This is a genomic window from Streptomyces sp. NPDC005863, from assembly GCF_042871345.1.
In the GTDB taxonomy this organism is placed as follows: domain Bacteria; phylum Actinomycetota; class Actinomycetes; order Streptomycetales; family Streptomycetaceae; genus Streptomyces.
In genome coordinates this window covers 295,911-322,538 of sequence record NZ_JBIAII010000005.1, presented here as the reverse complement: position 1 = coordinate 322,538, position 26,628 = coordinate 295,911, and the positions used below count along the sequence as shown (strand labels likewise).

Below are 26,628 nucleotides of genomic sequence, written 5' to 3'. Positions count from 1 at the left end.
AGGCACCCCAGCCTCCCGCTCCGCGCTGTTCTTCCCCCCGCGGAAGGCTCAGCCTTCCGCGCATCACGTGCCGGCCCCTGCCGCGTTGGTGGATGTGGTGCACGCAGGCGGCAGCGGACGCGTGGTCCTTTTGCCGGCCTTGGGTGCACACGGGAACCCGTCTCAACCCCGGGTGCTCCCCACACCCGAGGACCCCTCTCGGGCTCCAGGAACCGGTTCGCTTCAGTTCTGAACCGCTGAAGCACGGTCAATCTAGACCATCGAGCCCGCTATGGAGAGGGGATGTGTGGAATTTGTGCCCAAGCTTGCCGACCGGCCGCTGGAAAGGCTTATTCGCGTCGCTTGGCGACAAATGGAGGGCCCCGCAACGGAGTTGAAACCGGCGGGGCCCTCGGGGTTGTGACGGGTGGGACGGGGTCAGTCCCGTGTCGCGTACGAGAGGAAGCGGAGCCATGCATCGGGCGCGACGGCGAGCCGCGGACTGCGCGGCAGCTTCGAGTCCCGCACGTGCACCGCCCCGTCGGGCGTCGTGGCCGCTCCGGACAGCGCCACCTCGACACAGCTGTCACCCTGCGAGCCGCTGTAACTGCTCTTGAACCAGGCCAGTTCGGACGTGCTCATAGCGCTCCTCGCATCCGCTTCAGCAGGCCCAGGGAGTCCTCGGGGATCAGGGCCTGTGTGCGCATCTTGGCATAGCGCTGGTGGAGGCGGCTGATCTCTTTCGGGTCGTGGATCAGCCGGCCGTTCTCCTGCCCCTCCGAGTACCCGAACCACCGGTGGTCCGGCGTCTCCGCCAGCTGGAGCGGACCGTCGAGCCCCGCGTGCTTCGGCTGGCGCAGCGGCATCAGCTGGAACTCCACGTTCCAGTGCCGGTCGATCACGCCGAGCAGATGGTCGTAGAGCTCTCGCGTCACGTCGTCGCCGCCCGTGCGCCGTTCGAGCACCGCCTGCTCCACGATGAAGCTGAACGACGTCGGCGGCCTGCGGTTGGTGGCCAGCAGGTCCTGGCGCGCGAGCCGCGCGCCGATGCGCTCGCTCAACTGCTCCTCGTCCGGCAGCGGCGGCACGCTGAACGACACCGCCCGCGCATACGACTCCGTCTGCAACAGGCCCGGCACCACCCGGCATTCGTACGTGTACAGACTCATCGCGTCCGCCTCGAACTGCGCCCACCGACGGAACCAGCTCGCGAGACCCGGCTGCCGCGACAGATGCCGCGCCGCGCCCCGCAGCGCCCCGAACCCGTCGAGGACCTCCTCGGCCCGCTCCACGAAGTCCGGCTGGGGGAAGCGGCGGCCCTGCTCGATCTTGGCGACCGTCTGCACCGAGTACGGGACCCGTTCGGCGAACTCCTCCTGGGTCAGGCGCGCCCGCTTGCGGAACGCCTTCAAGACCTCGCCGAACGTCCTGAGGCTGTCCGACACCTCCGGCTCGCTCCCGCCGGACGAACCACCCGTACCGCCCTTGCCGTCCGTACCGTCCGCCATGCGAGGACACCTCCCGTACGCCCGCCCCGCGACCCACTTCCAACTCGGCCATGGTTACGTTCCGTTGCGGGGCTGTCCACCCTCCGTACTCGTACTCCGTCCCGGAGTACCAGTCGCCGACCTGGTGGCTACGTCGCCTCCGCGGCCCGGCGCAGGGCCGCGATGAGGGTCCGGTTGCCGGTCCCCTTCAGCACGTACTCGCGGGCGCCCGCGAGCGTCATCTGCTCCACCGAGGTCTTGTCGTCGTAGGCGGAGAACACCACGACGCGGCTGGCCGGCGAGCACTTCGCGATGCCCCGCGCGACGGAGGGGCCGCCGCCGGGGAAGCGGACGTCCAGGACGACGAGGTCCGGCCGGTGCAGCGCCGCGAGCCGCAGCGCCTCCTCGCCCTCGCGCGCCAGGCCCACGACCTCCATGTCGGGCTGGGCCCGCACGACTTCGTCCAGTGTCTCCAGGAGCAGTGCGTTGTCGTCGCACAGGAGTACCGAGAAGGGTGAACGGGGGGAGCCGTTCTCGGCCGCAGCGGTCACGGTTCGTCGCTCTTCGGTTCCGGTCCGGGAGCCGGTGCCTCGGCGGGAAGCGGGTTCGGCACCCAGAACTCGACGGTCGTCCCCGTACCGGGGCGGCTGTGCATGGACCACCATCCTCCTGCCGTCTCGGCCCGCTCCCGCATCTCGATCACCCCGAAGTGGTCGCGGGCACCGACCTGCGACACCGGGGTGCCGGTTCCGTCGTCCACGACCCGCGTCACGATGCCTTCGTCGGCCGACGCGACCCGCACGTCGACCCGGTTGGCGCGCGCGTGCTTGTGCACGTTCAGCAATGCTTCCTGGACGATACGGAAAATGGTGATGGCTGTCTCGGGGGTCGGCTCACGCTCCAGTTCGTGGGACAGCGAGTAGGCCATCCCCCAGGAGGATCCCACCATGTCCTCAAGGTGGCTGGCGAGCCCCTCGACCAGGCCGTGCCGGTCGATGCCGGGCGGGTGCAGCCGGAAGGTCAGACTGCGCAGGCGGCCGATCGCCTCGCGCACCGACGTGTCGAGCCGCTGGAGTTCGGCCGCGTACTCCTCCGGCACCCGGTCCGCGAGGAGTTCGAGCCGCATCCCGACGGCGACCATCGCCTGGATCGAGTCGTCGTGGACGTCCCAGGCGATGCGGCGCCGCTCCGTCTCCTGTGCCTGGACCAGGTGGTCGAAGAGCCGCCGGCGCTCACTGAGGGCGTGCTGCGCGGCCCGCCGCTCGGACATGTCGCGGGTGACCTTGCCGAACCCCTGCAGCACGCCTTGGTCGTTCCAGAGGGCGGTGATGACGACGTTCGCCCAGAACCGGGAGCCGTCCTTGCGGACGCGCCACCCCTCGTCCTCGAGGCGGCCGTCGGCCACGGCGGTCTCCAGCTCCCACTGCGGCTTGCCCGAGGCCTGGTCCTCCGGCGGGTAGAAGACGGAGAAGTGCTGTCCGACGATGTCCTCGGCGCGATACCCCTTGATCCGCTCGGCGCCGGCGTTCCAGCTGATGATGTAGCCCTGCGGGTCGAGCATGAAGATGCCGTAGTCGAGGACGCCCTGGACCAGCAGCGTGAAGGCGGCGTCCGACATCGGGGCCGCCCGCCTCTGTACCCCGTGCTGCTGTTCGCCCTCGTCGCGCGTCACGTGAGGAGCCCTTCGCGGCGCGCGATCGTCACGGCCTCCAGCTGGGAACGCGCGCCCAGCTTCTCCAGCACCCGCTGGACGTGATTGCGCCCGGTGTTGAGGGCGACGCCGAGCTGGGCGCTGATCTCCGCGGTGGTGCGTCCTTCTCCCAGCAACTGCAGGGCCTCCCGCTCGCGCCGGGTCAGATTGGCACCGACGTCCGGTGTCCGGCCGCTCAGGCGCTCCAGCACGTCGCCGAGGAGACCGGGGCTGAACACCACCTCGCCGGCCGCCACCCGGCGTACGGCGTCCTCCAGTTCGTGCAGTCCGCGGGCCTTGAGGATCAGTCCGGCGCCGCCCGTCTCCGCCACGCGCGCGGCCACCGATCCGTTGCCCTCGCCGGTCAGGATCAGCACCCGGACATCCGGTATCAGGGCCAGCAGATCCGCGATGGCGGTGACCCCGTCGCCGTCCGGCAGGCGGCGGTCCATCAGGACGACGTCGGGAGCGCACTGCCGCGCCGTGTCCAGGGCCCCTGCCACCGACGGCGCACGTCCCACGACCCGCAGATCGGGTGACCGCTCCAGGGCGAGGCGGATCGCCTCGGCCACCATGTCGTGGTCCTCCACCAAGAGGACTCTGACCGGGGGGCGCTGGGCGGACGGGGCAGGCATGGAGACATCCTCGCAGGTGGCGGACCGCACGATCATGCCAGAAGGTCCCGGAGCGGCGACTCGGCGGCCGCTGCGGGGGCCCTCTCACCGAGGAACAGGGACTCGGCCCCGATCAGCGCGAGCAGCCGCGACAACTGCTCGCCGATCCCTTCGACGCGGAGGTCCACACCCGCCCAGAGCACCGAATTCCGGGCCACAAGGAGGGAGTTCAGGCCGGCGCAGTCGCAGAAGGAGACGCCGGTCAGATCGAGGTCCAGGCTGGTCGGGCGTTTCACCAGACAGGCCGCGACGGCGTCGCGGACGTAGGGGGCGGCGTCCAGGTCGAGTTCGCCGACGAGCGTCACCCGGGCGGCGCCCGCGTGGACGTCCGCCCGCGACGTGAACGGATGAACGGTCACAGTGTCCCGCACCTCTCCGTGCTCACGCGCGGCATGTGCCGACGCTGGTGGGCCTTGGGAACGCTTCCTGGGGGAGGGAAGGCCCGTGTGGTCGGCCACGACATCGCTACCTCATAGTGCGAGGGCATCAGTTGAGCTCTAGTGAATCTGCACTAGTCGTGGAAGTCAACACGCGCCTACGGAGGTTGCCGCCCGGCTCCGGTCCGTCAGCGTGCGCGGCGGATACGGATGGGGCCGCGGGCCTGCGTGGCGTCGACGGTCTTGCCGCCCTGAGTGATCTCCACCTCGCCGGCGTCGACCAGGCGCCAAGCGGCTCGGCGGGCGGGTTCCATGAGCGCGCGCCAGCCGTCGTCGTCGCCGGTGTGGACGGCGCGGGCGGCGTCGGAGGGGCAGATCGAGGAGCTCGGGTCACGGCGTGCCAGGAGGTCCAGGATGGCGCGCTCCAGGCGGCGGTCGGTGGGGGTGAGGTCGTCGTTCTCCGTCACGCGGTCAGTGTCGCACCGGTGGCCGGTGGCCGCGCGGTGGGCGGGGCGCCCGGCGCGGTCCCGCGCGCGGGGTGATCGGATGCCGCCTGACCTGCGAGTTGACCCGCCTCTCCGGCCAGTGGCTTGACCTTGACACGATGTTAAGGTCTCCCCTTGGCGCAGGAGGTGGTCCCGATCAACGACTTGAACCAGGTGACCCCGCAACACGCCCGTGTGATCAACGCCTTGAATGCCGACGACTCGTCCGTGCGGCTGCAGGCGGCCATGACGGTGGGCTCGCGCCCCGACCCCGTGTTCCTGGAGGCGCTCGTCGAGCGGTGCGGGGTCGAGCCGGACTTCTTCGTACGGGACATGCTGACGTGGGCGCTGACCCGTCTCCCGGCGGAGAGCGCGCTGCCCCGGATCCGCCGGGAACTCGACGCGGAACACCCGCAGGCCCGCGGCCAGGCGCTGCACTCGCTCTCGAAGATCGGCGACGCCAGGGCGTGGTCCTGGATCACCGGCGACCTGCTGAGCGACCCCGACGACGAGGTGGCTCGGACGGCGTGGCGCGTGGCGGTCGCCCTGGCGCCGCAGGACGAGGGGGAGAGGCACGGCCTGGCCGAGGCCCTGGCCCGGCAACTGGCCCGCGGCGACCACGAGGTACGCCGCAGCCTGAGCCGCGCGCTGGTCGACCTGGGAGACGCGGCCCACCCCGTACTGGACAGATCCACGAAGTCCCCCGACCCGAAGGTGGCCACCCACGCCCACGCGACGCAGCTGCTCCTGCGCGACCCGGAGACGGATTTCGACGCAGCGGTGGAGGAGGCGAAGCGCCAGGTCGCGCTGGGTCCGGGGGCCGGGGATTGTTGATCGGGGAGGTGGCGCGGCGGTCCGGGGTGAGTGCTCGGATGCTCCGGCACTACGACGCGCTCGGTCTTGTACGGCCCACGGGCCGTACCGTCGGCGGCTACCGCGAGTACTCCGCCGCGGACATCCGCAGGATCTTCCACGTGGAGAGCCTGCGGTCCCTCGGGCTCTCGCTCAAGCAGATCGGGCGCGCGCTCAAGGACCCGGACTTCACGCCGTCCGCACTGGTCGGCGACCTCATCGAGTGGGCCGAGGACCGCCTGGCGCGGGAGCGGGAACTGCTCGCGAGGCTCCGCGCGATCGACGCGTCCGCGCCCGCGGGCTGGCAGGACGTCCTGCGCGTGGTGGAGCTGATGCGGGAGCTCGACTCGGGCGGCGCCGCACGCCGGCAGCAGGCGGTCCTGGCCCAGCCGGCGGACGTGCCGGTCCCCGCCGAGGTGCTGGCCGGCGCGGTCCTCGCCGAGGCCGACCCGTACGTGGCGGGCGCGCTGCGCTGGGCGCTCGCCCGTGCGGGGGACGACGGGGTGGCGGCACTGGCCGCCGGCGCGCACGACCCGGACGTCGACGTCCGGCGGCGCGCGATGCTGGCGCTCGCCGGGATGCCCGGGGCCCCGGGCGCCACCGCCGTGCTCGCGGCGGCGCTCGGCGACGCCGACACGACGGTGCGCCGGCAGGCCGCGCTGGCCCTGGGCCGGCACGGCACCGCCGCGACCGCACCGGCCGCCGTACCGGTCCTCGTCGACATGGTGGTCGAGGGCGCGAACGACGTGGACGCGGCGGAGGTGCTCGGCGCGCTGTCCGGCGACCCGGAGTGCGCGCACCGGATCACGACCGCCCTCGCCGAGGAGCTTGCCGCGCCGGCCGCGGACTCCGCGACCCGGATCCGCCTCACCCAGGCGCTGGTGGAGATCGGGGGAGCGGCGGCGCGCGAGACCCTGCGGGGCCTGACCGGCGACCCCGACCCGGCCGTGGCCCTGGTCGCCACGGCCCTGCTCGGAGTCCTCCCGGACGACACCCCGCCACAGGGTCCGCGGGGCTGACGGCTCACGCCTCGACCGGCACCAGTTCCCAGGGGTTCGGTCCTGTGCCGTCGCACCACGCCTGAAGGTCCGCGCCGTTCACGCAGACTATGCCGCACTGCTCCGCGTACTCCAGGGCGGGCGCGGTGAAGTCGCTCGTCGTCACGAGCGCCGCGACGTCCGCCTCGTGGACGGTGAAGCACGTGCCTCCGAAGCGCTGCAGATCCTGGGAGCCGACCTTGTGGTCCGCCCCGTACCGCTTGCACTGGATGACGACCCTGCGGCCGTCCGGGGCCACCGCCACGACGTCGGCGCCCAAGTCACAGGCCCCGCCCACGACTTCGGTGTCCCGGCAGGCGTCACGGGCGCACAGGTCGGCTATGGCCTGCTCGAAGGCGTCGGGGTCGAGGGCGGCGTAGTCGACCGGCGCGTCGAGCACGACGGTCGTCGCGGCCTCCGCCCCGTCGTCCGGTACGAGCGTCTCGGAGGCCGGCTCGGACACCGTGTACGTCGTCTCGGCCACGTAGGTGTCGGCCATGTCCGTCCGGTCCACGTACGTCTGGTCCACGTACGTCTCGTCCCGCGGACCCCACCCGCCGGCCCCGCGCAGGTCGGCCACCCCGGCGACGGCGGGTGCCGGCCCCGCGGGCGCGGTGGCGTCGAGGCTCGCCGAGGCCCGCTCGGCCGCCTCCTCCAGGACCTCGGCCGCGCGCCGCGCATACCGCGCCGCGGAGAACCGGCGCCACCGGGACCGTCCCAGATAGGCGGCCGCGAGTCCCACGACGACGAGCGAGCCGACCCACAGCGGACGGGTCTGCGCCATCTGCGCGGCGGTCCTGACCAGGAACACCGTGCCGCACAGGGCGACGGCGACGAGGACGAAGAACAGGGCGGTCGTACGGAGATCGAAGCGCCGCTCACGATCCTTGCGGCGCACCGGGCGCGAGGGCACGGTCATTCCCTCCCTCATGGTGGACGACAACCAAGATCACGCATCCCCGGGTGCCCAAGATCGGCAACGCTAAAAGGGATGGTCAGGAGGGGGGAACGAGCGAGGGCCGGCGCGACAGGTGTCGACGCCGGCCCTCACGGGTCCGAAATGCGGTGTCACCGGAACGAGGTGCTCCGGAAACGACGTGTCACTCGCCCACGACGCCCGAGGACGCGACGACGACCTTCGCCTTCGTGGCACCGGAGCGCGAGCCCAGGGACTCGATCTTCTTCACCAGGTCCTCGCCCTCGACGACCTCGCCGAAGACGACGTGCTTGCCGTCGAGCCACGGGGTGACGACGGTGGTGACGAAGAACTGCGAGCCGTTGCTGTTCGGGCCCGCGTTCGCCATCGACAGCAGGAACGGCTTGTCGTGCTTGAGCTTGAAGTTCTCGTCGGCGAACTTCTCGCCGTAGATGCTCTTGCCGCCCGTGCCGTCGCCGCGGGTGAAGTCGCCGCCCTGGAGCATGAAGTCCGGGATGACGCGGTGGAAGCCGGAGCCCTCGTACCCGAAGCCGTGCTCGCCGGTGGCGAGCTCACGGAAGTTCTGCGCCGTCTTGGGGACGACGTCGTCGTACAGCTTGAAGACGATCCGGCCTGCGGCCTCGCCATCGATGGTGATGTTGAAGAATACGTTTGTAGCCATGAGGGGATCCTGTCATGACCCCGGGGCGCGGCGCGCCGCGGACATGCTTTACGGCGCGCGGACCCGCCCCGGGGCGGGTGGTCGGAACGCGGTGCTCAGTGGTCGGAGTAGCTGAAGTCGCCCATGGTCCAGGCGCTGACGTCGTCGATCGCGACGCGGTACATCCCGCCGGTCTCCGGGATCCCCACCGTGCCCTGGAGGATCCTGGCGACGTGGAAGTGCAGGTGGGTGGGCGGATCGCTCTTCGTGGGGGTGTCGAACACGGCGGAGAACTCGCCCAGGCGGACCGAGTCCGTCAACACCTCGGACACCCGCTGCCTCCACACCACCTCGGGAGCCAGCCGGCCGGTGATCACGGCGCCACCGGCGACCACGGTCAGGGACATCTGGTTGCTCTGCCCGGACTCCACCAGGGCGGCGACGTCAACGAGCAGTTCGTCAGGCTTCGACATGAGTCAGATTCTATGCAGCGGTCGGCCGGGTGGACACGGAGCCGGCTGGAGCTAGAGACGGATGAGCCGCTGGATGGTCTCCCGGTACTGGCGCAGGGCGAGCCGGGCCTCGGCGGACTCCGTCGCGAGGTCCTGCTCCTGCCAGCCGGCGCGCAGGGCGCGCCGCCGTTCCGCGATGGCCTCCACCAGCTTGGCGGACGCCTCGTCCAGCAGGGCGTCCGCCTCCTCCAGCGCCTCGCGCGGGGTGTCCGCGAAGGTGTTGACCGAGTGGCCGAGGCGCCGCGTGATGCGGTCCCGCTCGTCCGGCGGGAGCAGCGGCTCCGGGCCGGCGGCGGGGCGCTCCGCACGGGCGCCGGGCTGGTCGGCGGGCTGCTGGGCGCGTGTCTGGTCGTACATCAGGTGCCGTATCCGTTCCGCAGGTTGGTGTGACCGGTGGTGCTCGGTGTCCGGTGCACGTGCGCCGGGCCTGTCAGTCAACGTCCGGCCACGGTCCGTGTCAACGCGGTTGCGGGGCGGCGGCGCCTTCTGCGGCGGCCGCCGCCCCGGGGGTCGGGGTGCTGGGGGCCGGTGTCCTCAGCGCCGGCGTCCGCGGCCCCGGGCGGACCAGCCCGAACCGAGTCCCGCGGAGTGCAGGGCGAGGAGCGCGAGGCCGACGAGCATGAGGCTCGTCGGGCTGAAGACGGCCTCCGTCGACGTCTCGGTGGCGTGGATGAGGAAGGCGACGACGAAGAGCACGGCTGCCGCGATTGCAAGCATGGGTCTTCTCCTGCCGGGGGACGGCGGACCATGGATGGTCCCGGTGGACGCACTGCTGACTGCCGTGTTCCCCGGCATGCGGTGATCAGACAGAAGTCGCGGCGGTTCAGCCGCGGAGCTCCGGGGGGAACCCCGTCCAGCGCAGCTCCTTCGGCAGGTGGCGCATGTCGTTGAAGAAGACCACCGTGGCGGTGCGGCCGGGGGTGTACCGCAGCAGGGTCAGCGCCGCGTTGCCGTGGTTCAGGCCCAGCCAGCGGGCGGGCGGGGCGTCGAGCGCGGCCCGGACCAGCCAGCCGATCAGGAAGTTGTGGGTGACGAGGAGTTCGTGCCGGGGCTCGGTTCCCGCGACGGGGCCGGTGAACCGGGCGACGGCCTCGCGGGCCAGGGCAGGCCCGCCCGCGCGCTCCGCCTCGGGGAACTCGGCGAGACGCGCCAGGGTGGTGTCCGCCGTCTCCGGCGGCAGTTCGTCCCGCGCGGGCAGGTACGGGAGGTAGTCGCCGGCCGGCTCCGAGCGGTGCAGGGGGACGCCGGCCAAGCGCTCGCCGATCAGCTGGGCGGTCTGCGCGGCCCGGGGGAGCGGGCCGTGGTGGATCGCCGCGAGCGGTATCTCCCTGAGCCGTTCGCCGAGCAGCACCGCCTGGCGCAGGCCCGCCTCGGTCAGCCCGCTCTCGTCGGGCGTGGCCTCGGCGTGGCGGGCGACGTAGAGGTGGCGGGTGGCGGTCGGGGTGGCGGGTGTGGCGGGGGGTGGGGTCATGGGGTGCGGTCCCTTTCGATCTTCGGTGGCGGCAGGCGGGGGGACGCGTCGGGCTCGCGGTCCGGTTCCTGGGGTTCCGGCGCGCGGTTCCGGCGGTTCCGGCGGGCCGGTCCCGATCACGACCCCGTACGTTGGACGGCGGGAGCGCCACAGACGAGGAGCGTGAGATGACCGCCGCCGAACCGAAGTCCGCCGCCACGGGTGAGCTCAACAGCACGTCGCGACCCGCCGCCCTGCGCGGCCTCGACGCCATCCGGGACGACCTCGCCGACCTCTACCGCGATCTGCACGCCCACCCGGAGCTCTCCTTCGAGGAACACCGCACCGCCGCCGAGGTCGCCCGCCGCGCCGCCTCGTACGGCTACGAGGTCACCACCGGCGTCGGCCGCACCGGCGTGGTCGCCGTCCTGGCGAACGACGGCACGAAACCGGCCGCCGGCCCCATCGTCCTGCTCCGCGCCGACATGGACGCGCTGCCGGTCGCCGAGCGCACCGGGCTGCCGTACGCCTCCCGCACCGACGGCGTCATGCACGCCTGCGGTCACGACATGCACGTCACCTGTCTGCTGGGCGCCCTGAAGCTGCTGGCCGACGCCCGCGGCGACTGGTCCGGCCGGATCGTCGCGGTCTTCCAGCCCGCCGAGGAGGCCGGGCAGGGCGCGCAGGAGATGGTCGACGACCGTTTCTACGAGCGGTTCGGCACGCCCGACGTCGTGCTCGGCCAGCACGTCGCGCCGCTGCCCGCCGGCATGATCGGCGCGCACCCGGGCGCGGCCTTCGCGGCGACCGACGCGCTGCGGGTGCGGCTGTTCGGCAAGGGCGGACACGGCTCGCGCCCGGAGACGACCATCGACCCCGTCGTGCTCGCCGCGTCGACCGTGATGCGGCTGCAGACGGTGGTGTCCCGGGAGATCGCGGGCGGGGAGACGGCCGTGGTCACCGTCGGCTCGGTGCGGGCGGGCACGAAGCACAACATCATTCCCGACGAGGCCGAGCTCCAGCTCAACATCCGCACCTACACGCCCGAGGTCCGCACCCGCGTCCTCGCCGCCGTCGAGCGCATCATCAGGGGCGAGGCCGCCACGGCCGGGGCGGAGAAGGAGCCGGAGATCACGGAGATCGACACCTTCCCCGTCGTCATCAACGACGCGGACGCCGTCGACCGGACGATGGCCGCGATCAGCGCGGTCCTCGGCACGGAGCGGGTCGTCGACCCGGGACAGGTCACCGGCAGCGAGGACGTCGGGATCTTCGCCACCGCCGCGCAGGGCCACGTCCCGCTCTGCTACTGGCTGTTCGGCGGCGCCGACGCGGACGAGGTGATTGCCGCGCAGCGCGCGGGCACCTTCGAGCGGGACATCCCCTCGAACCACTCGCCGTCCTTCGCGCCGCTGGTCGAGCCGACGCTCACCACCGGTGTCACCGCGCTGACGACGGCCGCGCTGGCCTGGCTGGACGGCGGCCGGCCGGCGCGGTGAGGGCCGGCCGCCGTGGCGGGCGAGGGGCTCAGCCCTCGTCCTCCAGGTTGCCCTCGGTCTCCAGGTAGGCCTGGCGCAGCGCTTCGAGCACCGCCGGGTCCGGCTTCGCCCACATGCCGCGCGACTCCGCCTCCAAGAGGCGCTCCGCGATGCCGTGCAGCGCCCAGGGGTTGTTCTCCTGGAGGAACTGACGGTTCGTCGGGTCGAGGACGTACGTCTCGGTGAGCTTGTCGTACATCCAGTCGGCGACGACGCCCGTCGTGGCGTCGTACCCGAACAAGTAGTCCACGGTCGCGGCGAGTTCGAAGGCACCCTTGTAACCGTGGCGGCGCATCGCCTCGATCCACTTGGGGTTGACGACGCGGGCCCGGAAGACCCGCGAGGTCTCCTCGACGAGGGTGCGGGTCTTGACCGTCTCGGGGCGCGTGGAGTCGCCGATGTACGCCTCCGGGGCGGTGCCCCGCAGCGCGCGCACGGTCGCCACCATGCCGCCGTGGTACTGGAAGTAGTCGTCCGAGTCCGCGATGTCGTGCTCGCGGGTGTCGGTGTTCTTCGCGGCCACCGCGATGCGCTTGTACGCGGTCTCCATCTCGGCGCGCGCCGGGCGCCCTTCGAGCCCGCGGCCGTACGCGTAACCGCCCCACACCGTGTACACCTCGGCGAGGTCGGCGTCGGTGCGCCAGTCGCGGGAGTCGATGAGCTGCAGCAGGCCCGCGCCGTACGTGCCGGGGCGGGAGCCGAAGATGCGGGTGGTGGCCCGGCGTTCGTCGCCGTGCTCGGCGAGGTCGGCCTGGGCGTGGGCGCGGACGTGGTTGCGGTCGGCGGGCTCGTCCAGGGCGGCGGCGAGCCGTACCGCGTCGTCGAGCAGGCCGATGGTGTGCGGGAACGCGTCGCGGAAGAACCCCGAGATGCGCAGCGTCACGTCGATGCGCGGGCGGCCCAACTCCTCGTACGGGATGGCCTCCAGGCCGGTGACGCGGCGCGACGCGTCGTCCCAGACGGGGCGGACGCCGAGCAGCGCCATGGCCTCCGCGACGTCGTCGCCCGCGGTGCGCATCGCGCTCGTGCCCCACAGCGACAGGCCGACGGAGGTGGGGTACGCGCCGTTGTCGGACTTGTACCGCTCCAGCAGGGAGTCGGCCAGCGCCTGGCCGGTCTCCCACGCGAGGCGGGACGGGACGGCCTTGGGGTCGACCGAGTAGAAGTTGCGGCCGGTCGGCAGGACGTTGACCAGGCCGCGCAGCGGGGAGCCCGAGGGGCCCGCGGGGACGAAGCCGCCGTTCAGGGCGTGCACCGCGTGGTCGAGCTCGGCGGTCGTGCCTGCGAGGCGCGGGACGACCTCGCGGGCCGCGAACTCCAGGACGGCGGCGACCTGTTCACCCTGGTCGGTGGGGAGCGCGGCGAGGTCCCAGTCCGCGTCGTCCATCGCCTGGACCAGCGCGCGGGCCTTCTCCTCGGCCTCGTCGGCGCCGGTGCGGGTCGCCGCGGACTCGTCGAGACCGAGGGCCTCGCGCAGACCCGGCAGTGCGGTGGTGCCGCCCCAGACCTGGCGGGCCCGCAGGATCGCGAGGACGAGGTTGACGCGGTCGGCGCCGGCCGGGGCCGCGCCCAGCACGTGCAGACCGTCGCGGATCTGCATGTCCTTGATCTCGCAGAGCCAGCCGTCGACGTGCAGCAGGAAGTCGTCGAAGCCGTCGTCGTCCGGACGGTCCTCCAGACCCAGGTCGTGGTCGAGCTTGGCGGCCTGGATGAGCGTCCAGATCTGCGCGCGGATCGCGGGCAGCTTCGCCGGGTCCATGGAGCTGATCTGGGCGTACTCGTCGAGGAGTTGCTCCAGGCGCGCGATGTCGCCGTAGGAGTCGGCGCGCGCCATCGGCGGCACCAGGTGGTCGATGAGCGTGGCGTGCACGCGGCGCTTGGCCTGTGTGCCCTCGCCCGGGTCGTTGACCAGGAACGGGTAGATCAGCGGCAGGTCGCCGAGTGCGGCGTCCGGGCCGCAGGCGGCGGAGAGGCCCGCGTTCTTGCCGGGCAGCCACTCCAGGTTGCCGTGCTTGCCGAGGTGGATCATCGCGTCGGCGCCGAAGCCGCCGTCGGAGTCGGCGGCCGCGATCCAGCGGTACGCCGCCAGGTAGTGGTGCGACGGCGGCAGATCCGGGTCGTGGTAGATCGCGATCGGGTTCTCGCCGAAGCCGCGCGGCGGCTGGATGAGGATGAGCAGGTTGCCGCGGCGCAGGGCGGCGAGCACGATGTCGCCCTCCGGGTCGCCGCCGTCGCCCACCCGGGACCTGTCCAGGAACATCTCGCCGGGCGGCGGCCCCCAGTGGCCCTCGACGGACTCGCGCAGCTCCGCGGGGAGCGTCGCGTACCACCGCTTGTAGTCGGCGGCCGGGATGCGCACCGGGTTGGCGGCGAGCTGCTCCTCGGTCAGCCACTCCTGGTCGTGGCCGCCCGCGTCGATCAGGGCGCGGATCAGCTCGTCGCCGTCGCCGGAGACCAGGCCGGGGATGTCGGCCTCGGGCCCGAAGTCGTACCCCTCGGCGCGCAGCCTGCGCAGCAGCGCCACGGCGGAGGCGGGGGTGTCGAGGCCGACCGCGTTGCCGATGCGGGAGTGCTTGGTCGGGTAGGCGGAGAGGACCAGCGCGAGGCGCTTGTCGGCGGCCGGGATGTGCTTGAGGCGGGCGTGCCGCACGGCGATGCCGGCGACGCGGGCCGCGCGCTCGGCGTCGGCCACGTACGCGGGGAGCCCGTCCTCGTCGATCTCCTTGAAGGAGAAGGGCACCGTGATGAGGCGGCCGTCGAACTCCGGCACCGCGATCTGGCTCGCGGCGTCGAGCGGCGAGACGCCCTCGTCGTTCTCCTCCCAGGCGGAGCGCGACCCGGTCAGGCAGAGCGCCTGGAGGATCGGCACGTCCAGGCCGGACAGGGCGCCCGCGTCCCACGACTCGTCGTCGCCGCCCGCGGAGGCCTCGGCGGGCCTGGTGCCGCCGGCCGCGAGGACGGTGGTCACGATGGTGTCGGCGGCGCGCAGCGCGTCGATCAGCTCGGGCTCGGGGGCGCGCAGCGAGGCCACGTACAGCGGCAGCGGGCGGGCCCCGGCGTCCTCGATCGCGCCGCACAGGGCGTCCACGAAGGCGGTGTTGCCGCTCATGTGGTGGGCGCGGTAGTAGAGCACCGCGACGGTCGGGCCCTCGACGTCCGCGCGGGCCGTGCGCTCCAGCGGGCCCCAGGACGGGGCGGGCGCGGGCGGCTCGAAGCCGTGGCCGGTGAGCAGCACGGTGTCGCAGAGGAAGCGGGCCAGCTGCTCCAGGTTGGCGGGGCCGCCGTGCGCCAGGTAGGCGTGCGCCTCGGCGGCGATGCCGACCGGCACGGTGGAGGACGCCATCAGCTGGGCGTCGGGTGCCTGTTCGCCGGTGAGCACGACGACCGGGAGGCCGGTGGCGATGAGCTGGTCGAGGCCGTCCTGCCAGGCGCGGACACCGCCGAGGAGGCGTACGACGACGAGGTCGACGCCGTCGAGCAGGGCGGGCAGCCCGTCGAGGTCCAGGCGCGAGGGGTTGGCGAACCGGTAGTCGACCGGGCCTCCCGCCGCGCGGGCGCTGAGCAGGTCGGTGTCGGAGGTCGACAACAGCAGAAGCATGCGGGCGCAGGCCTTCCTCGGGGTGTCCGCGCCCCGGGTGGTCGTATGGACGGCGGGAGTTCCTGGCTCACCCCACGGGTGGGGCTCACAGTGGCGGGACCGCGCCGGATTCGCACCGGGCTTCCTCCCTCGGGTCCTGGTGGACCCACGCCGTCGCTGGCGTCGACGGGCTCGGCGCCCGCCGCCTGCATAGTAAGTCCTGCCCGCCGCGAGCGGGGCGGCCACCTGCCGGGACGGCCCGTCTCGGGAGGCGACCGGCCGGATCGGCGTGGGTATGCTCGCCGCCATGCCGCCCACCCGAGCACCCTCCCCAGACCAGGGCGAATACCCCATACGTGACCGGGGTGACGCCTGCCCCGGAGCGCTCCGCCTGCACCTCGCCGACGACGGCCGCCTGGCCCGACTCCGGCTGCCCGGCGGCCTCTTGACGGGCCATCAGGTCGAGGTGCTCGCCGACGTGGCGGAGCGCCTGGCGGACGGCAACCTCAGCATCACCTCGCGGGGCAACATCGAGCTGCGCGGGCTCGGCGAGGCCTGCGGCGGCGAACTCTCCCGCCTGCTCACCGGGGCGGGCCTGCTGCCCTCGGAACGGCACGAGCGCGTCCGGAACGTGGTGGCGTCCCCGCTGGCCACGACGGACGGACTCGGCCACGCCGACGTGCAGTTGTGGGCCCGTGAGCTGGACGGACTCCTCTGCGGGGCGGAGTGGGCGACGCAGCTCTCCGGCCGCTTCCTGTTCGTCTTGGACGACGGCCGCGGGGACGTGGCCGGGCTGGGCGGCGATGTGACCTTGATCGCAGAATCGGGGGGTACGGCGGTCGTACGGGTCGCGGGGCGCGCCGTCCGCATCGCCGCGACCGACGCACCGCGCGCGGCCCTCGCCGCCGCCGGCGCCTTCCTGGACGAGGCCCGCGAGGCGGGCAACGGCGCGTGGCGGGTACGGGAGCTGCCGGCGGGGCGGGACGTGGATGTGGCGGGGGCGTTGAAGGGGGCGGGGGTTGCGGTGGCCGCTGCGGCGGGGGCGGGGGTCGGCTTGCCGGACGCGTTGGTCGCCACCGGGAAGGCGCCCGCCGGCCCGTCGGACGTGCCGGTCGCCGCTGGTGAGGCACCGGCCGGTTTCCCGGACGTGCCGGTCGCCGGCGCTGAGGCGCCCGTCGGCCTCCCGGACGTACCCGTCACCGGTCCGCCCGTACCCGTACCCGTCGCCATCCCGGACGTACCCGTCACCGGTCCGCCATCACCCGGCGTCCACGGGCGGGCCGTCCTCGTCGGTGCGCCGCTCGGGCGGGTGAGCGTCGACGCGTGGCGGGCGCTGTTGCCGTTGCCCGGCGACGAGCTGCGGGTCACGCCCTGGCGCGGCTTCGTGCTGCCCGGCTTCGCCGACGACGTCGCCGCCCGGGAACGGCTTGCCGCGCTCCGCGGCGCCGGATACCTCACCACCCCCGACGCGCCCTGGCTCGGCGTCGGCGCCTGCACCGGCCGCCCCGGCTGCGCCAAGTCCCGCGCTGACGTCCGCGCGGACGCCGTGCCGGGCCCCGGCGGCCTTCCCGTCCACTGGTCCGGCTGCGAACGGCGCTGCGGCCACCCGCACGGGGCGTGGGTCGACGTACTCGCCACCGGCGAAGGGCGGTACGAGGTCACGGTGCACGCCCCCGGCGAGGAACCCGCACGGGTCACGGGCACAACCCTGACCGAGACGGTCACCACCGCACGTACCACCACGAAAACCACGGCCACGAGATGAGCGAGAGCACAGTGTTCGACTACGAGAAGGACGGCGCGGCGATCTACCGCGAGTCCTTTGCCACCATCCGCGCGGAGGCGGACCTCAAGGGTCTGCCCGCCGACGTCAGCCAGGTCGCGGTCCGGATGATCCACGCCTGCGGGATGGTCGACCTCGTGCGCGACCTCTCGTACAGCCCGCGCGTGATCGCCGACGCCCGCAAGGCGCTGCGCGACGGCGCGCCGATCCTGTGCGACGCGAACATGGTCGCGAGCGGCGTCACGCGCAAGCGGCTGCCCGCCGGCAACGACGTGATCTGCACCCTCGCCGACCCGTCCGTGCCGGATCTCGCGGCGCGCCTCGGCACCACCCGCAGCGCCGCCGCCCTCGAACTCTGGCGCGACCGCCTCGAAGGGGCGGTCGTGGCCATCGGCAACGCGCCCACCGCCCTCTTCCGCCTCCTGGAGATGATCGAGGAGGGCGCGCCCCGCCCGGCCGCCGTCCTCGGCATCCCGGTCGGCTTCGTCGGCGCGGCCGAGTCCAAGGACGCGCTCGCGGCCCACCACGCGGGCCTGGAGTACCTGGTCGTACGGGGACGTCGCGGCGGCAGCGCGATGGCCGCGGCGGCGATCAACGCGATTGCGAGCGAGACGGAATGAGCGGCGTGCCCACCGAACAGGCCCCGCGGGGCCGCCTCTACGGGGTCGGGCTCGGCCCCGGCGACCCGTCCCTGATGACGTTGCGCGCCGCCGAGGTGATCGCGGCGGCCGACGTCGTGGCGTACCACTCGGCGCGGCACGGCCGTTCCATCGCCCGCTCGATCGCGGCCGCGCACCTGCGCGCCGACCACATCGAGGAGGCGCTGGTCTACCCCGTCACCACGGAGCGGACCGACCATCCCGGCGGCTACCGGGGCGCGCTCGACGCGTTCTACGAGGAGGCCGCGGCCCGCCTCGCCGCCCACCTCGACGCGGGCCGCACGGTCGCCGTCCTCGCCGAGGGCGACCCGCTCTTCTACGGCTCCTACCAGCACATGCACAAGCGCCTCGCGCACCGCTACCCGACCGAGGTGATCCCCGGCGTCACCTCGGTGAGCGCGGCGGCGGCCCGGCTCGGCGAGCCGCTGGTGGAGGCCGAGGAGGTGCTCACGGTCCTGCCCGGCACGCTCCCGGAGGAGGAGCTCGCGGCGCGTCTCGCGGCGACGGACTCGGCGGTCGTCATGAAGCTGGGCCGCACGTTCGGCAAGGTGCGGGGCGCGCTGGAGAGCGCGGGCCGCCTCGACGAGGCGCGCTATGTCGAGCGGGCCACCATGGCGGGCGAACGCACCGGCCGGCTGGCCGACGTGGACCCGGAGTCGGTGCCGTACTTCTCCGTGGCGGTGCTGCCGAGCCGGGTGGCGCCGCTGACGGGCGGCCCCGCGCCGGAGCCGGCCGCCGGGTCGGCGCGCGGCGAGGTCGTGGTGGTCGGCACCGGCCCCGCGGGTCCGCTGTGGCTGACCCCCGAGTCGCGCGGCGCGCTCGCCGCCGCGGACGACGTGGTCGGCTACACCACGTACGTCGACCGGGTGCCGCACCGTCCCGGCCAGCGCCGGCACGGCTCCGACAACCGGGTCGAGTCCGAACGCGCGGAGTACGCACTGGAGTTGGCGCGCCGCGGTCGACGGGTGGCCGTCGTCTCGGGCGGCGACCCCGGCGTCTTCGCGATGGCCACGGCGGTCCTGGAGGTCGCCTCGCAGGACGCCTACGAGGACGTCCCCGTACGGGTGCTCCCCGGGGTGACCGCCGCCAACGCGGCCGCCGCCCGCGCGGGCGCCCCGCTCGGCCACGACTACGCCACGCTCTCCCTCTCCGACCGCCTCAAGCCCTGGGAGGTCATCGCGGAACGCCTGGCCGCGGCGGCCGCGGCGGACCTGGTCCTCGCCCTCTACAACCCCGGCTCGCGCAGCCGCACCTGGCAGGTGGGCAAGGCCCGCGAACTGCTCCTGGAACACCGCACCCCCGACACCCCGGTGGTACTGGGCCGGGACGTGGGCGGCCCCGAGGAGAGCGTCCGGATCGTTCGCCTGGGCGACCTGGACCCGGCGGACGTGGACATGCGCACACTCCTGATCGTCGGCTCCTCCCAGACCCGGTGGGTCAGGCGGCGCGGGGGCAAGGAGCAGATCGTGTGGACACCGCGGCGGTATCCCGAGGGCTAGCCCCCTGGTGTGTCGCCTGCGGGCGCGCCGTGGCCGATCGCGCAGTTCCCCGCGCCCCTGAAAGCACGGGTCCGCGCCCCTTAAGGGGCGCGGGGAACTGCGCGCCCAGCCCCCACCCAGGGTCAGCCGCACACGTCCCGCACCGGGTGACGGGCGCCCGTCGTGTGGCACCCGCCCGGGCCCACCTAGGGGCGCGGGGAACTGCGCGACAAGCCCCCACCCAGGGTCAGGCGCACACGTCCCGCGCCGGGTGACGGGCGCCCGCCGTGGGGCGTCCGCCCGGGACCACCTCAGGGGCGCGGGGAACTGCGCATTCAGCCCCCCCAGGGTCAGCCGCACACGTCCCGCACCGGGTGACGGGCGCCCATCGTGGGGCACCGGCCCAGGCCCACCTCAGGGGCGCGAGGAACTGCGCAATCAGCCCCCACCCAGGGGCAGGCGCACACGTCCCGCACCGGGTGACGGGCGCCCATCGTGGGGCACCGGCCCAGGCCCACCTCAGGGGCGCGAGGAACTGCGCAATCAGCCCCCACCCAGGGGCAGGCGCACACGTCCCGCACCGGGTGACGGGCGCCCGCCGTGGGGCGTCCGCCCGGGACCACCTCAGGGGCGCGGGGAACTGCGCATTCAGCCCCCCCAGGGTCAGCCGCACACGTCCCGCACCGGGTGACGGCCGCCCGTCGTGGGGCACCGGCCCAGGCCCACCTCAGGGGCGCGGGGAACTGCGCGACCAGCCACGAGCGACCCGCTCCTCACCACGCAGGCTCACCCACGCAAGCGCCTCCTCCGGCGTGGCGACGGCGGTGACCCCCTCCGGCCCGGGGGGACGCCGGACCACCACGACGGGAACCCCCACCTCCCGCGCAGCAACCAGTTTCGGCGCAGTCGCCCAACCCCCGCTGTCCTTGGTCACCACGACGTCGATGCCATGGGAGCGCAAGATCTCCCGCTCCCCGTCGAGCGTGAACGGGCCCCGGTCGAGGAGAACCTCCATCCGGGCCGGACACGGCGGCTCCGGCGCGTCGACCGAACGTACGAGGAACCACAGACCCGCCAGATCCGCCCCCGAGAACGCCGCGAGCCCCATCCGCCCCGTGGTCAGGAACACCCGCTCCCCGAGCCCGGGAAGCACCCGTGCCGCCTGCTCCAGGGAGTCGACCGGGTGCCAGTCGTCGCCGACACCGGCGACCCACCCGGGCCGGCGCAGGGCGAGCAGGGGAACATGGGCGGTGGCGGCAGCCGTCGCCGCGTTGAACGAGATCGTCCCGGCGAAAGGATGGGTGGCGTCGATGAGCGCGTCCACGTGGTGCTCGCGGAGCCACGCCGCCAGCCCCTGCGCCCCGCCGAAGCCGCCGACGCGGACCTCGCCGGGCGGCAGCCGGGGCGCGGCCACCCGCCCCGCCAGGGAGCTGGTCACCCGCAGCCCCGCCTCGTCCACGAGGAGCTCCGCCAGCCTGCGGGCCTCGGTCGTCCCACCCAGAATCAGTACGTGCACGGAGTTCGGTTTCCTTCATGAGTGAGGCAAGTGCGGCAAGCGAGCCGAGCGCGGCAGGTGAGCCCAAGGGCGGACGCGGCGCCCAACTCAAGCACACCGGTCTGCGGCCCGGCTGGACGACCGGCGCCTGTGCGACCGCCGCCACCACCGCCGCGTACACGGCGCTGCTGACCGGCGACTTCCCCGACCCGGTGACCATCACCCTGCCCAAGGGCCAGACCCCCGCCTTCGCGCTCGCCACCGAGGAGCTGACGCCACCGGGCGCGCACGACGCGCGCGACGCGTACGCCATGGCCGGCGTCGTCAAGGACGCCGGCGACGACCCCGACGTCACCCACGGCGCCCTGCTGCGGGCCACCGTACGGCTGCTGCCCCCCGGCGCCGGCGTCGTCTTCAAGGCGGGCCCGGGCGTGGGCACCGTCACCCGCCCCGGCCTGCCCCTGGACGTGGGCGAGCCCGCGATCAACCCCGTGCCCCGGCGGCTGATGCGCGACCACGTGGCGGCGGTCGCCGCGGCGCACGGCGGCACCGGCGACGTCGAGATCACCGTCTCCGTCGACCACGGCGAGGAGATCGCCCGCTCCACCTGGAACCCGCGCCTCGGCATCCTCGGCGGCCTGTCGATCCTCGGCACGACCGGCATCGTCGTCCCCTACTCCTGCTCGGCGTGGATCGACTCCATCCGGCGGGGCGTGGACGTGGCGCGGGCGGCCGGGCGCACCCATCTGGCCGGGTGCACGGGGTCGACGTCGGAGAAGACCGTCGTCGCCGAGTACGGCCTGCCGGAGGACGCGCTCCTGGACATGGGGGACTTCGCGGGCGCGGTCCTGAAGTACGTGCGCCGGCACCCCGTCGACCGCCTCACCGTCTGCGGCGGCTTCGCCAAGCTGTCGAAGCTCGCGGCGGGCCACCTGGACCTGCACTCGGCCCGCTCCCAGGTCGACAAGGGCTTCCTGGCCGAGCTCGCCCGCAGGGGCGGCGCCGACGCCGGCCTGGCCGCCCAGGTCGCCGAGGCCAACACGGGCCTCGCCGCACTGCAGTTGTGCGCGGCGGCGGGCGTGCCGCTCGGCGACCTGGTCGCCGAGACCGCCCGCGACGAGGCGCTCGCGGTGCTGCGGGGCGCCCCGGTCCAGGTGGACGTCATCTGCATCGACCGGGCGGGCACGGTGGTGGGGCGCAGCGGGGTCCGCGCCCCGTAAGGGGCGCGGGGAGCTGCGCACCCGGCCACGGACGGGGCCGCGGTCTGCGCACGGCCGTGTGGACGAGAGGGCGCGGGTTGCTGTGTAAGGGGCGCGGGGAACTGCGCACCCAGCCCCGGACGAGCCGCGGTCTGCACACGGCCGTTGTGGCTGCGCCCGTAAGAGGCGCGGGGCGCTGTGTAAGGGGCGCGGGGAGCTGCGCACCCAGCCCCGGACGAGCCGCGGCCACGGACGAGCCTGGCCACGGAGTACCGTACCGTCCCCGCAAGCCCGAGCTCAGCACTCGTGGCGGTCCCGCTCCGCCGAGTACAGATGGCTGTCGCGGAACTGCGAGGCCCCCAGCGTCCGCCCCACCATGATGACGGCGGTCCGTACGATGTCCGCCTCCTTGACCTGCCCCGCGATGGACTCCAGCGTGCCCCGCAGGATCACCTCGTCGGGACGGCTCGCGAGGGCGACCACCGCCGCGGGGCAGTCGGCGCCGTAGTGCGGCAGGAGCTCCTCGACCACGCGGTCGACGTAGCCCGCGGCCAGGTGCAGGACGAGCAGCGCGCCGCTGCGGCCGAGCGTGGCCAGGTCCTCGCCCTCCGGCATGGCGGTCGCGCGCTGGGCGATGCGGGTGAGGATGACGGTCTGGCCGACGGTCGGCACCGTCAGCTCCCGCTTCAGCGCGGCCGCCGCCGCGGCGAACGCCGGGACGCCCGGCACCACTTCGTACGGCACCCCCGCCGCGTCGAGCCGCCGCATCTGCTCGGCGACCGCGCTGAACACCGACGGGTCGCCCGAGTGCAGCCGCGCCACGTCGAGCCCCTGCTCGTGCGCGTGCACCAGCTTCTCGGTGATCTGGTCCAGGGTGAGCTGCGCGGTGTCCACGAGCTGTGCGCCGTCCGGGCACTCGGCCAGCAGCTCGCGCGGCACCAGGCTGCCCGCGTACAGGCAGACCTGGCAGGCGGCGATCCGCCGCGCGCCGCGGACCGTGATCAGGTCGGCGGCGCCGGGACCCGCGCCGATGAAGTACACGGTCATCGTTCTTGCTCTCCAGACTTGGTGACGGACCATTGGGTGACCGGCATGGCCTGCCGCCAGCCGGTGAAGCCGCCCACGGGGACGGCCTGCGCGACGGCGAGGCGCACCAACTCGCCGCCGTGGCGCCGGTACCACTCGGTGAGCAGCGCCTCCGACTCCAGCGTGACGGTGTTGGCGACCAGGCGCCCGCCGGGCGCCAGCGCGGCGAACGCGCCGTCGAGGAGGCCGGGCGCGGTGAGGCCGCCGCCGATGAACACGGCGTCCGGCGCGGGGAGTCCGGCGAGCGCGGCGGGCGCGGCGCCGGTGACGACGCGCAGCGCGGGCACGCCGAGCCGTTCGGCGTTGCGGGTGATCCGCTCGGCGCGCACGGGGTTCTTCTCGACGGTGACGGCACGGCACGACGGGTGCGCCCGCAGCCACTCCACGGCGATCGACCCCGAGCCGCCGCCGACGTCCCAGAGCAGCTCGCCGGGTGCGGGCGCGAGGGCGGCGAGCGTGGCGGCACGCACGTACCGCTTGGTGAGCTGGCCGTCGTTCTCGTACGCGGCGTCGGGCAGGCCGGGCACCACGCCGAGCCGCAGCGCGTCGGGGGAGCGGCGGCACTCGACGGCGACGACGTTCAGCGCGTCGCCGGGCGGGTGCGCCCAGGTCTCGGCGACCCCGTCGTACGTCGACTCGCCCTCCCCGCCGAGCTGTTCGAGCACCCGCAGCCCGCTCGGGCCGAAGCCGCGCTCGCGCAGCAGGGCGGCGACCTCGCCGGGCGTGGCCGCGTTCGCGCTGAGCACGAGGAGGCGGCGCCCGTCGTGCAGCGACGCGGCGAGCCGGGCGGCCGGGCGCCCGACGAGCGTGACGACCTCGGTGTCCTCCACCGGCCAGCCGAGACGCGCGCAGGCGAGGGAGACGGAGGACGGGTGCGGGAGCACGCGCAGCGCGGCGGCGCCCAGTTCCTCGGTCAGGGCCCGCCCGATGCCGTAGAACATGGGGTCGCCGCTGGCGAGGACGGCGACGCGGCGCCCCGCGTGGGCGGCGAGCAGGCCGGGCACGGCGGGCCGCAGCGGTGCGGGCCAGGCGACGCGCTCGCCGGCGCAGCGGTCGGCGGGCAGCAGGTCGAGCTGGCGCGGGCCGCCGATCAGGACCTCGGCCGCGCTGAGCGCCGTGCGCGAGGCGGCCGGAAGCCCCTCCCAGCCGTCGGCACCGATCCCGACGACGGTCACGGCCGGGGTGCCTGCGGGGGGTGCGGGGGTCACTGCGGGTACCTGACCTCGGGGTTCGGGAGAAACTGCGCAGCCGCACTCTACTGGTGACCCAGCGGCTACCCTTATTGCGAACTACTTGCAATAAGCCGCGCGGCCGTCCCGCGCGACCCCCCTGGGCAGAAAGGCCACCCCGCGATGGGCTCTCCTGTGGTGCTCGGCATCGAGTCGTCCTGTGACGAGACGGGTGCGGGCCTGGTCCGCGAGGGCCGGCTGCTCGGCCACGCGGTCGCGTCGAGCATGGACGAGCACGCCCGCTTCGGCGGGGTCGTTCCGGAGATCGCCGCCCGCGCCCACCTCCATTCCTTCACCCCGGTGGTCCGCCGGGCGCTCGACGAGGCGGGCCTGCGGATGTCCGACGTCGACGCCGTCGCCGTGACCACGGGACCGGGCCTGTCCGGCGCGCTCCAGGTCGGCCTCGCCGGCGCGAAGAGCCTCGCGTACGGCCTCGGCGTCCCGCTGTACGGCGTGCACCACCTGGCCGGGCACGTCGCCGCCGACACCCTGGAGCACGGCCCGCTGCCCGACCCCTGCATGGTCCTGATCGTGTCCGGCGGCCACACCTCGCTGCTGCTCGTACGCGACCTGGCGCGCGACCCGATCGTCCACCTCGGCGACACCCTCGACGACGCGGCGGGGGAGTGCTTCGACAAGGTGGCGCGGGTCTTCGGCCTGCCCTACCCGGGCGGCCCGGCCGTCGACCGGGCGGCGCGGGACGGGGACCCGGCCGCGGTGTCCTTCCCGCGCCCGCTCACCGGGCCGCGCGACGCCCCGTACGACTTCTCCTTCTCCGGCCTGAAGACGGCCGCCGCCCGCTGGGCCGAGAGCCACGCGGGGCGCGAGCTGCCGGTCGCCGACGGGGCGGCCTCGCTCCAGGAGGCCGTCGCCGACGTGCTGACCCGCAAGGCGGTGGCCGCCTGCCGCGAGCACGGCGTCGGCACTCTGGTCGTCGTCGGTGGCGTCGCGGCCAACTCCCGGGTGCGGGCGCTCGCCGAGGAACGCTGCCGGCAGGCCGGCATCGCCCTGCGGGTCCCGCCGCTGCGGCTGTGCACGGACAACGGCGCGATGATCGCGGCCGTCGGCGACCTGCTGGTGCGCGCGGGCGCGGAGCCCGCGCCGCTGGACGTCTCCATCGACCCGTCGGCGCCGCTGGAGTTCGCCTCGCTCAACCCGGTGGGGGCGTTCGGCGCGCGTGCGGCGGCCGGTGCGGGCCGGGGCGCCGCCGCGTGAGCGAGGGGGCGGGTCTGCGCGTCCGGCACGGGCTGGCCGGCGCCGAACTGCTCGGGTACGCCGAGGGCGTGCGCTCCGTGTACGCCGAGGCGTTCGGGCAGCCGCCCTGGAACGAGGACCCGGCCCAGGCCGACCGCTACCTCGAACGCCTCGCGGACGAGGCCGGGTACACCGGCTTCACGGGAGCGGTCGCGCTGGAGGGCACGGCAGGCCGGGGGCCCGGCCCGCGAGGCCGCGAACCCCGCGTCCTCGGCTTCGCGTCCGCGTGGCCGACCGGATACCCGCTCCCTGACACGCGCTCCTACCCGCTCGTCACCGCCGCCCTCGGCGCCCGGCGTACGGAGGAGTGGCTCGGCGGCGCCCTACAGGTCGACGAGCTCGCCGTCCGGCCGTCCGCGCACGGCCGCGGCGTCGGCCGCGCGCTCCTCGCCGCGGTGACCGGCGGTGCGCCCGAGGGCCGTTGCTGGCTGCTGACCTCACCGCTGGCCGCCGCCGCGGTGCGCTTCTACCGGCGCGCGGGCTGGCACCAGGTCACCCACCCCGGCGAGGGCGGCCCGGGGCCGGTGCTGTTCCTTGGGCCCGGCCATCCGGCCGCGCCACGGGGAGCGGAACGTCTGGACTTGGCCTAGCCAGGCCGAGTTGGCGCCGGTGCGCCTGTCGGCCCCGCCGACCGAAGGTGGCGAACCTCACGGAGCCGACAGCCCCGAAACGCGGCCCCCACCCCCGTCCGGGCCCCGTTTCCGGGCCCGCGCCGACGGCGCCGACCGTGTCGCTGTTGGGCTGAACGGGTGACTTGGCGTAAGAATTGGCCGGTGCAGAGAACAAGTGCGAGCCAGGACGGGGTGGGCAAGTGAGCAGTAGTCAGCGCCACGACGTCACCGATGAACAGTGGGAAGGGCTCGCCCAGGTCGTACCGCTGCGCAGCCGCAACGAATGGCCCTCGTGGCCGGGGCACCGCGCGCTGCCCGACGCGGAGACCGAGACGCGGCGCCGCTTCGTCGTGATGCGGGTGAACGTCTTCGCGGACGCCCGCGAGGTCGCCGAGACCGTGATGGCCCAGATCCCGGTGCTGCTGGACCTGACCGGGGCGGAGACGGAAGTCGCCAAGCGGGTACTGGACTTCAGCAGCGGCGTGGTCCTCGGCCTCGGCTGCGGCATGCACCGGGTCGACAAGAACGTGTTCCTCCTCGCGCCGCCCGGCACCGAGGTGCAGGGCTTGGTGGACGCCGTCGCGCAGTCCTAGGCGCGG

At 74.0% G+C, this 26,628-nt stretch carries 27 protein-coding genes and 1 riboswitch; of the genes, 10 read left to right on the top strand and 17 right to left on the bottom strand.

Annotated elements, in window-relative coordinates; translation table 11 throughout:
• Positions 1 to 417: 417 nt before the first annotated feature.
• The 7 genes from ACFYO9_RS20505 to ACFYO9_RS20475 all read right to left on the bottom strand — a co-directional run bounded on the left by ACFYO9_RS20505 (position 418) and on the right by ACFYO9_RS20475 (position 4,674).
• Positions 418 to 621: a DUF397 domain-containing protein gene (locus tag ACFYO9_RS20505; protein ID WP_355804636.1), complete on the bottom strand. Its 204-nt coding sequence runs from the start codon at positions 619 to 621 to the stop codon at positions 418 to 420.
• Positions 618 to 1,487 (bottom strand): helix-turn-helix transcriptional regulator, encoded by an 870-nt coding sequence (locus ACFYO9_RS20500; RefSeq protein WP_358777732.1) that lies wholly within the window; start codon positions 1,485 to 1,487, stop codon positions 618 to 620. The genes ACFYO9_RS20505 and ACFYO9_RS20500 overlap by 4 nt, the downstream gene beginning before the upstream one ends.
• 128 nt (positions 1,488 to 1,615) lie before the next feature.
• Positions 1,616 to 2,017 (bottom strand): response regulator transcription factor, encoded by a 402-nt coding sequence (locus tag ACFYO9_RS20495; protein WP_358706000.1) that lies wholly within the window; start codon positions 2,015 to 2,017, stop codon positions 1,616 to 1,618.
• Complete coding sequence (locus ACFYO9_RS20490) at positions 2,014 to 3,138, bottom strand: PAS domain S-box protein (RefSeq protein WP_358777731.1); 1,125 nt, start codon at positions 3,136 to 3,138, stop codon at positions 2,014 to 2,016. The genes ACFYO9_RS20495 and ACFYO9_RS20490 overlap by 4 nt, the downstream gene beginning before the upstream one ends.
• Positions 3,135 to 3,791 (bottom strand): response regulator transcription factor, encoded by a 657-nt coding sequence (locus ACFYO9_RS20485; protein ID WP_358777730.1) that lies wholly within the window; start codon positions 3,789 to 3,791, stop codon positions 3,135 to 3,137. Before ACFYO9_RS20485 ends, ACFYO9_RS20490 begins: the two co-directional genes overlap by 4 nt.
• Before the next feature lie 32 nt (positions 3,792 to 3,823).
• A complete protein-coding gene (locus ACFYO9_RS20480; RefSeq protein WP_355804651.1) occupies positions 3,824 to 4,189 on the bottom strand; it encodes an STAS domain-containing protein in 366 nt (121 codons plus the stop codon).
• 206 nt (positions 4,190 to 4,395) lie between these two features.
• Complete coding sequence (locus ACFYO9_RS20475) at positions 4,396 to 4,674, bottom strand: DUF3253 domain-containing protein (protein ID WP_358777729.1); 279 nt, start codon at positions 4,672 to 4,674, stop codon at positions 4,396 to 4,398.
• A 153-nt stretch (positions 4,675 to 4,827) separates the two neighbouring features.
• Between ACFYO9_RS20475 and ACFYO9_RS20470 the strand changes: the two genes are divergently transcribed.
• Positions 4,828 to 5,526 carry a HEAT repeat domain-containing protein gene (locus ACFYO9_RS20470; RefSeq protein ID WP_358777728.1) on the top strand — a complete coding sequence of 233 codons (699 nt, stop codon included), beginning with the start codon at positions 4,828 to 4,830 and terminating at the stop codon, positions 5,524 to 5,526.
• On the top strand, positions 5,520 to 6,563 hold the full coding sequence (locus ACFYO9_RS20465) for a HEAT repeat domain-containing protein (RefSeq protein ID WP_358777727.1): 1,044 nt from the start codon (positions 5,520 to 5,522) through the stop codon (positions 6,561 to 6,563). The genes ACFYO9_RS20470 and ACFYO9_RS20465 overlap by 7 nt, the downstream gene beginning before the upstream one ends.
• Positions 6,564 to 6,567: 4 nt before the next feature.
• Here ACFYO9_RS20465 and ACFYO9_RS20460 read toward each other — a convergent pair whose 3' ends face one another.
• The 6 genes from ACFYO9_RS20460 to ACFYO9_RS20435 all read right to left on the bottom strand — a co-directional run bounded on the left by ACFYO9_RS20460 (position 6,568) and on the right by ACFYO9_RS20435 (position 10,141).
• Positions 6,568 to 7,500, bottom strand: a complete 933-nt coding sequence (locus tag ACFYO9_RS20460) for a restriction endonuclease (RefSeq protein ID WP_358777726.1) — start codon at positions 7,498 to 7,500, stop codon at positions 6,568 to 6,570.
• Between the two features lie 181 nt (positions 7,501 to 7,681).
• The gene (locus ACFYO9_RS20455) at positions 7,682 to 8,179 is read right to left on the bottom strand and encodes a peptidylprolyl isomerase (RefSeq protein WP_358706014.1); all 498 of its coding nucleotides are present in this window, start codon (positions 8,177 to 8,179) and stop codon (positions 7,682 to 7,684) included.
• 95 nt (positions 8,180 to 8,274) lie between these two features.
• Positions 8,275 to 8,631: a hypothetical protein gene (locus ACFYO9_RS20450; RefSeq protein WP_355804666.1), complete on the bottom strand. Its 357-nt coding sequence runs from the start codon at positions 8,629 to 8,631 to the stop codon at positions 8,275 to 8,277.
• 51 nt (positions 8,632 to 8,682) lie between these two features.
• Positions 8,683 to 9,027: a hypothetical protein gene (locus tag ACFYO9_RS20445; RefSeq protein WP_355804669.1), complete on the bottom strand. Its 345-nt coding sequence runs from the start codon at positions 9,025 to 9,027 to the stop codon at positions 8,683 to 8,685.
• Positions 9,028 to 9,204: 177 nt separating this feature from the next.
• The gene (locus ACFYO9_RS20440) at positions 9,205 to 9,387 is read right to left on the bottom strand and encodes a hypothetical protein (protein ID WP_355804672.1); all 183 of its coding nucleotides are present in this window, start codon (positions 9,385 to 9,387) and stop codon (positions 9,205 to 9,207) included.
• 106 nt (positions 9,388 to 9,493) lie between these two features.
• On the bottom strand, positions 9,494 to 10,141 hold the full coding sequence (locus ACFYO9_RS20435) for a histidine phosphatase family protein (RefSeq protein WP_358777725.1): 648 nt from the start codon (positions 10,139 to 10,141) through the stop codon (positions 9,494 to 9,496).
• 167 nt (positions 10,142 to 10,308) lie between these two features.
• On the opposite strand from ACFYO9_RS20435, the gene ACFYO9_RS20430 reads away from it, so the two are divergent.
• On the top strand, positions 10,309 to 11,619 hold the full coding sequence (locus ACFYO9_RS20430) for an amidohydrolase (RefSeq protein WP_358777724.1): 1,311 nt from the start codon (positions 10,309 to 10,311) through the stop codon (positions 11,617 to 11,619).
• 28 nt (positions 11,620 to 11,647) lie between these two features.
• Here the strand turns inward: ACFYO9_RS20430 and cobN are convergent, their stop codons facing one another.
• Positions 11,648 to 15,256 carry a cobaltochelatase subunit CobN gene (gene cobN, locus ACFYO9_RS20425; protein ID WP_358777723.1) on the bottom strand — a complete coding sequence of 1,203 codons (3,609 nt, stop codon included), beginning with the start codon at positions 15,254 to 15,256 and terminating at the stop codon, positions 11,648 to 11,650.
• A 35-nt stretch (positions 15,257 to 15,291) separates the two neighbouring features.
• Positions 15,292 to 15,424: riboswitch (cobalamin riboswitch) on the bottom strand.
• 118 nt (positions 15,425 to 15,542) lie between these two features.
• Between cobN and ACFYO9_RS20420 the strand changes: the two genes are divergently transcribed.
• From ACFYO9_RS20420 to ACFYO9_RS20410, 3 genes are read left to right on the top strand one after another with little or no spacing between them, the layout of a single operon-like run.
• Positions 15,543 to 17,000, top strand: coding sequence for a cobalamin biosynthesis protein CobG (locus tag ACFYO9_RS20420; RefSeq protein WP_388666473.1), 1,458 nt, complete (start codon positions 15,543 to 15,545; stop codon positions 16,998 to 17,000).
• The gene (locus ACFYO9_RS20415; RefSeq protein WP_355804687.1) at positions 16,997 to 17,638 is read left to right on the top strand and encodes a precorrin-8X methylmutase; all 642 of its coding nucleotides are present in this window, start codon (positions 16,997 to 16,999) and stop codon (positions 17,636 to 17,638) included. The genes ACFYO9_RS20420 and ACFYO9_RS20415 overlap by 4 nt, the downstream gene beginning before the upstream one ends.
• On the top strand, positions 17,635 to 19,176 hold the full coding sequence (locus ACFYO9_RS20410; RefSeq protein WP_358777722.1) for a precorrin-2 C(20)-methyltransferase: 1,542 nt from the start codon (positions 17,635 to 17,637) through the stop codon (positions 19,174 to 19,176). The genes ACFYO9_RS20415 and ACFYO9_RS20410 overlap by 4 nt, the downstream gene beginning before the upstream one ends.
• Positions 19,177 to 19,882: 706 nt before the next feature.
• Here the strand turns inward: ACFYO9_RS20410 and ACFYO9_RS20405 are convergent.
• Positions 19,883 to 20,671, bottom strand: a complete 789-nt coding sequence (locus ACFYO9_RS20405; protein WP_358779128.1) for a cobalt-precorrin-6A reductase — start codon at positions 20,669 to 20,671, stop codon at positions 19,883 to 19,885.
• A 17-nt stretch (positions 20,672 to 20,688) separates the two neighbouring features.
• On the opposite strand from ACFYO9_RS20405, the gene ACFYO9_RS20400 reads away from it, so the two are divergent.
• Entirely contained in the window at positions 20,689 to 21,870 is a 1,182-nt protein-coding gene (locus ACFYO9_RS20400) for a cobalt-precorrin-5B (C(1))-methyltransferase (RefSeq protein WP_358779129.1), read from the top strand.
• A gap of 276 nt (positions 21,871 to 22,146) precedes the next feature.
• Here the strand turns inward: ACFYO9_RS20400 and cobM are convergent, their stop codons facing one another.
• Positions 22,147 to 22,896: a precorrin-4 C(11)-methyltransferase gene (gene cobM, locus ACFYO9_RS20395; protein ID WP_358779130.1), complete on the bottom strand. Its 750-nt coding sequence runs from the start codon at positions 22,894 to 22,896 to the stop codon at positions 22,147 to 22,149.
• Positions 22,893 to 24,143 (bottom strand): precorrin-6y C5,15-methyltransferase (decarboxylating) subunit CbiE, encoded by a 1,251-nt coding sequence (cbiE, locus tag ACFYO9_RS20390; protein ID WP_358779131.1) that lies wholly within the window; start codon positions 24,141 to 24,143, stop codon positions 22,893 to 22,895. Before cbiE ends, cobM begins: the two co-directional genes overlap by 4 nt.
• 144 nt (positions 24,144 to 24,287) lie before the next feature.
• Here cbiE and tsaD point away from each other — a divergent pair, with 144 nt between their 5' ends.
• The 3 genes from tsaD (at position 24,288) to ACFYO9_RS20375 (ending at position 26,622) form a co-directional block, all read left to right on the top strand.
• Positions 24,288 to 25,379: a tRNA (adenosine(37)-N6)-threonylcarbamoyltransferase complex transferase subunit TsaD gene (gene tsaD, locus ACFYO9_RS20385; RefSeq protein ID WP_358779132.1), complete on the top strand. Its 1,092-nt coding sequence runs from the start codon at positions 24,288 to 24,290 to the stop codon at positions 25,377 to 25,379.
• A complete protein-coding gene (locus tag ACFYO9_RS20380; RefSeq protein WP_358779133.1) occupies positions 25,376 to 26,008 on the top strand; it encodes a GNAT family N-acetyltransferase in 633 nt (210 codons plus the stop codon). The genes tsaD and ACFYO9_RS20380 overlap by 4 nt, the downstream gene beginning before the upstream one ends.
• A 221-nt stretch (positions 26,009 to 26,229) precedes the next feature.
• Complete coding sequence (locus ACFYO9_RS20375; protein WP_355804711.1) at positions 26,230 to 26,622, top strand: cell division protein SepF; 393 nt, start codon at positions 26,230 to 26,232, stop codon at positions 26,620 to 26,622.
• Positions 26,623 to 26,628 lie beyond the last annotated feature (6 nt).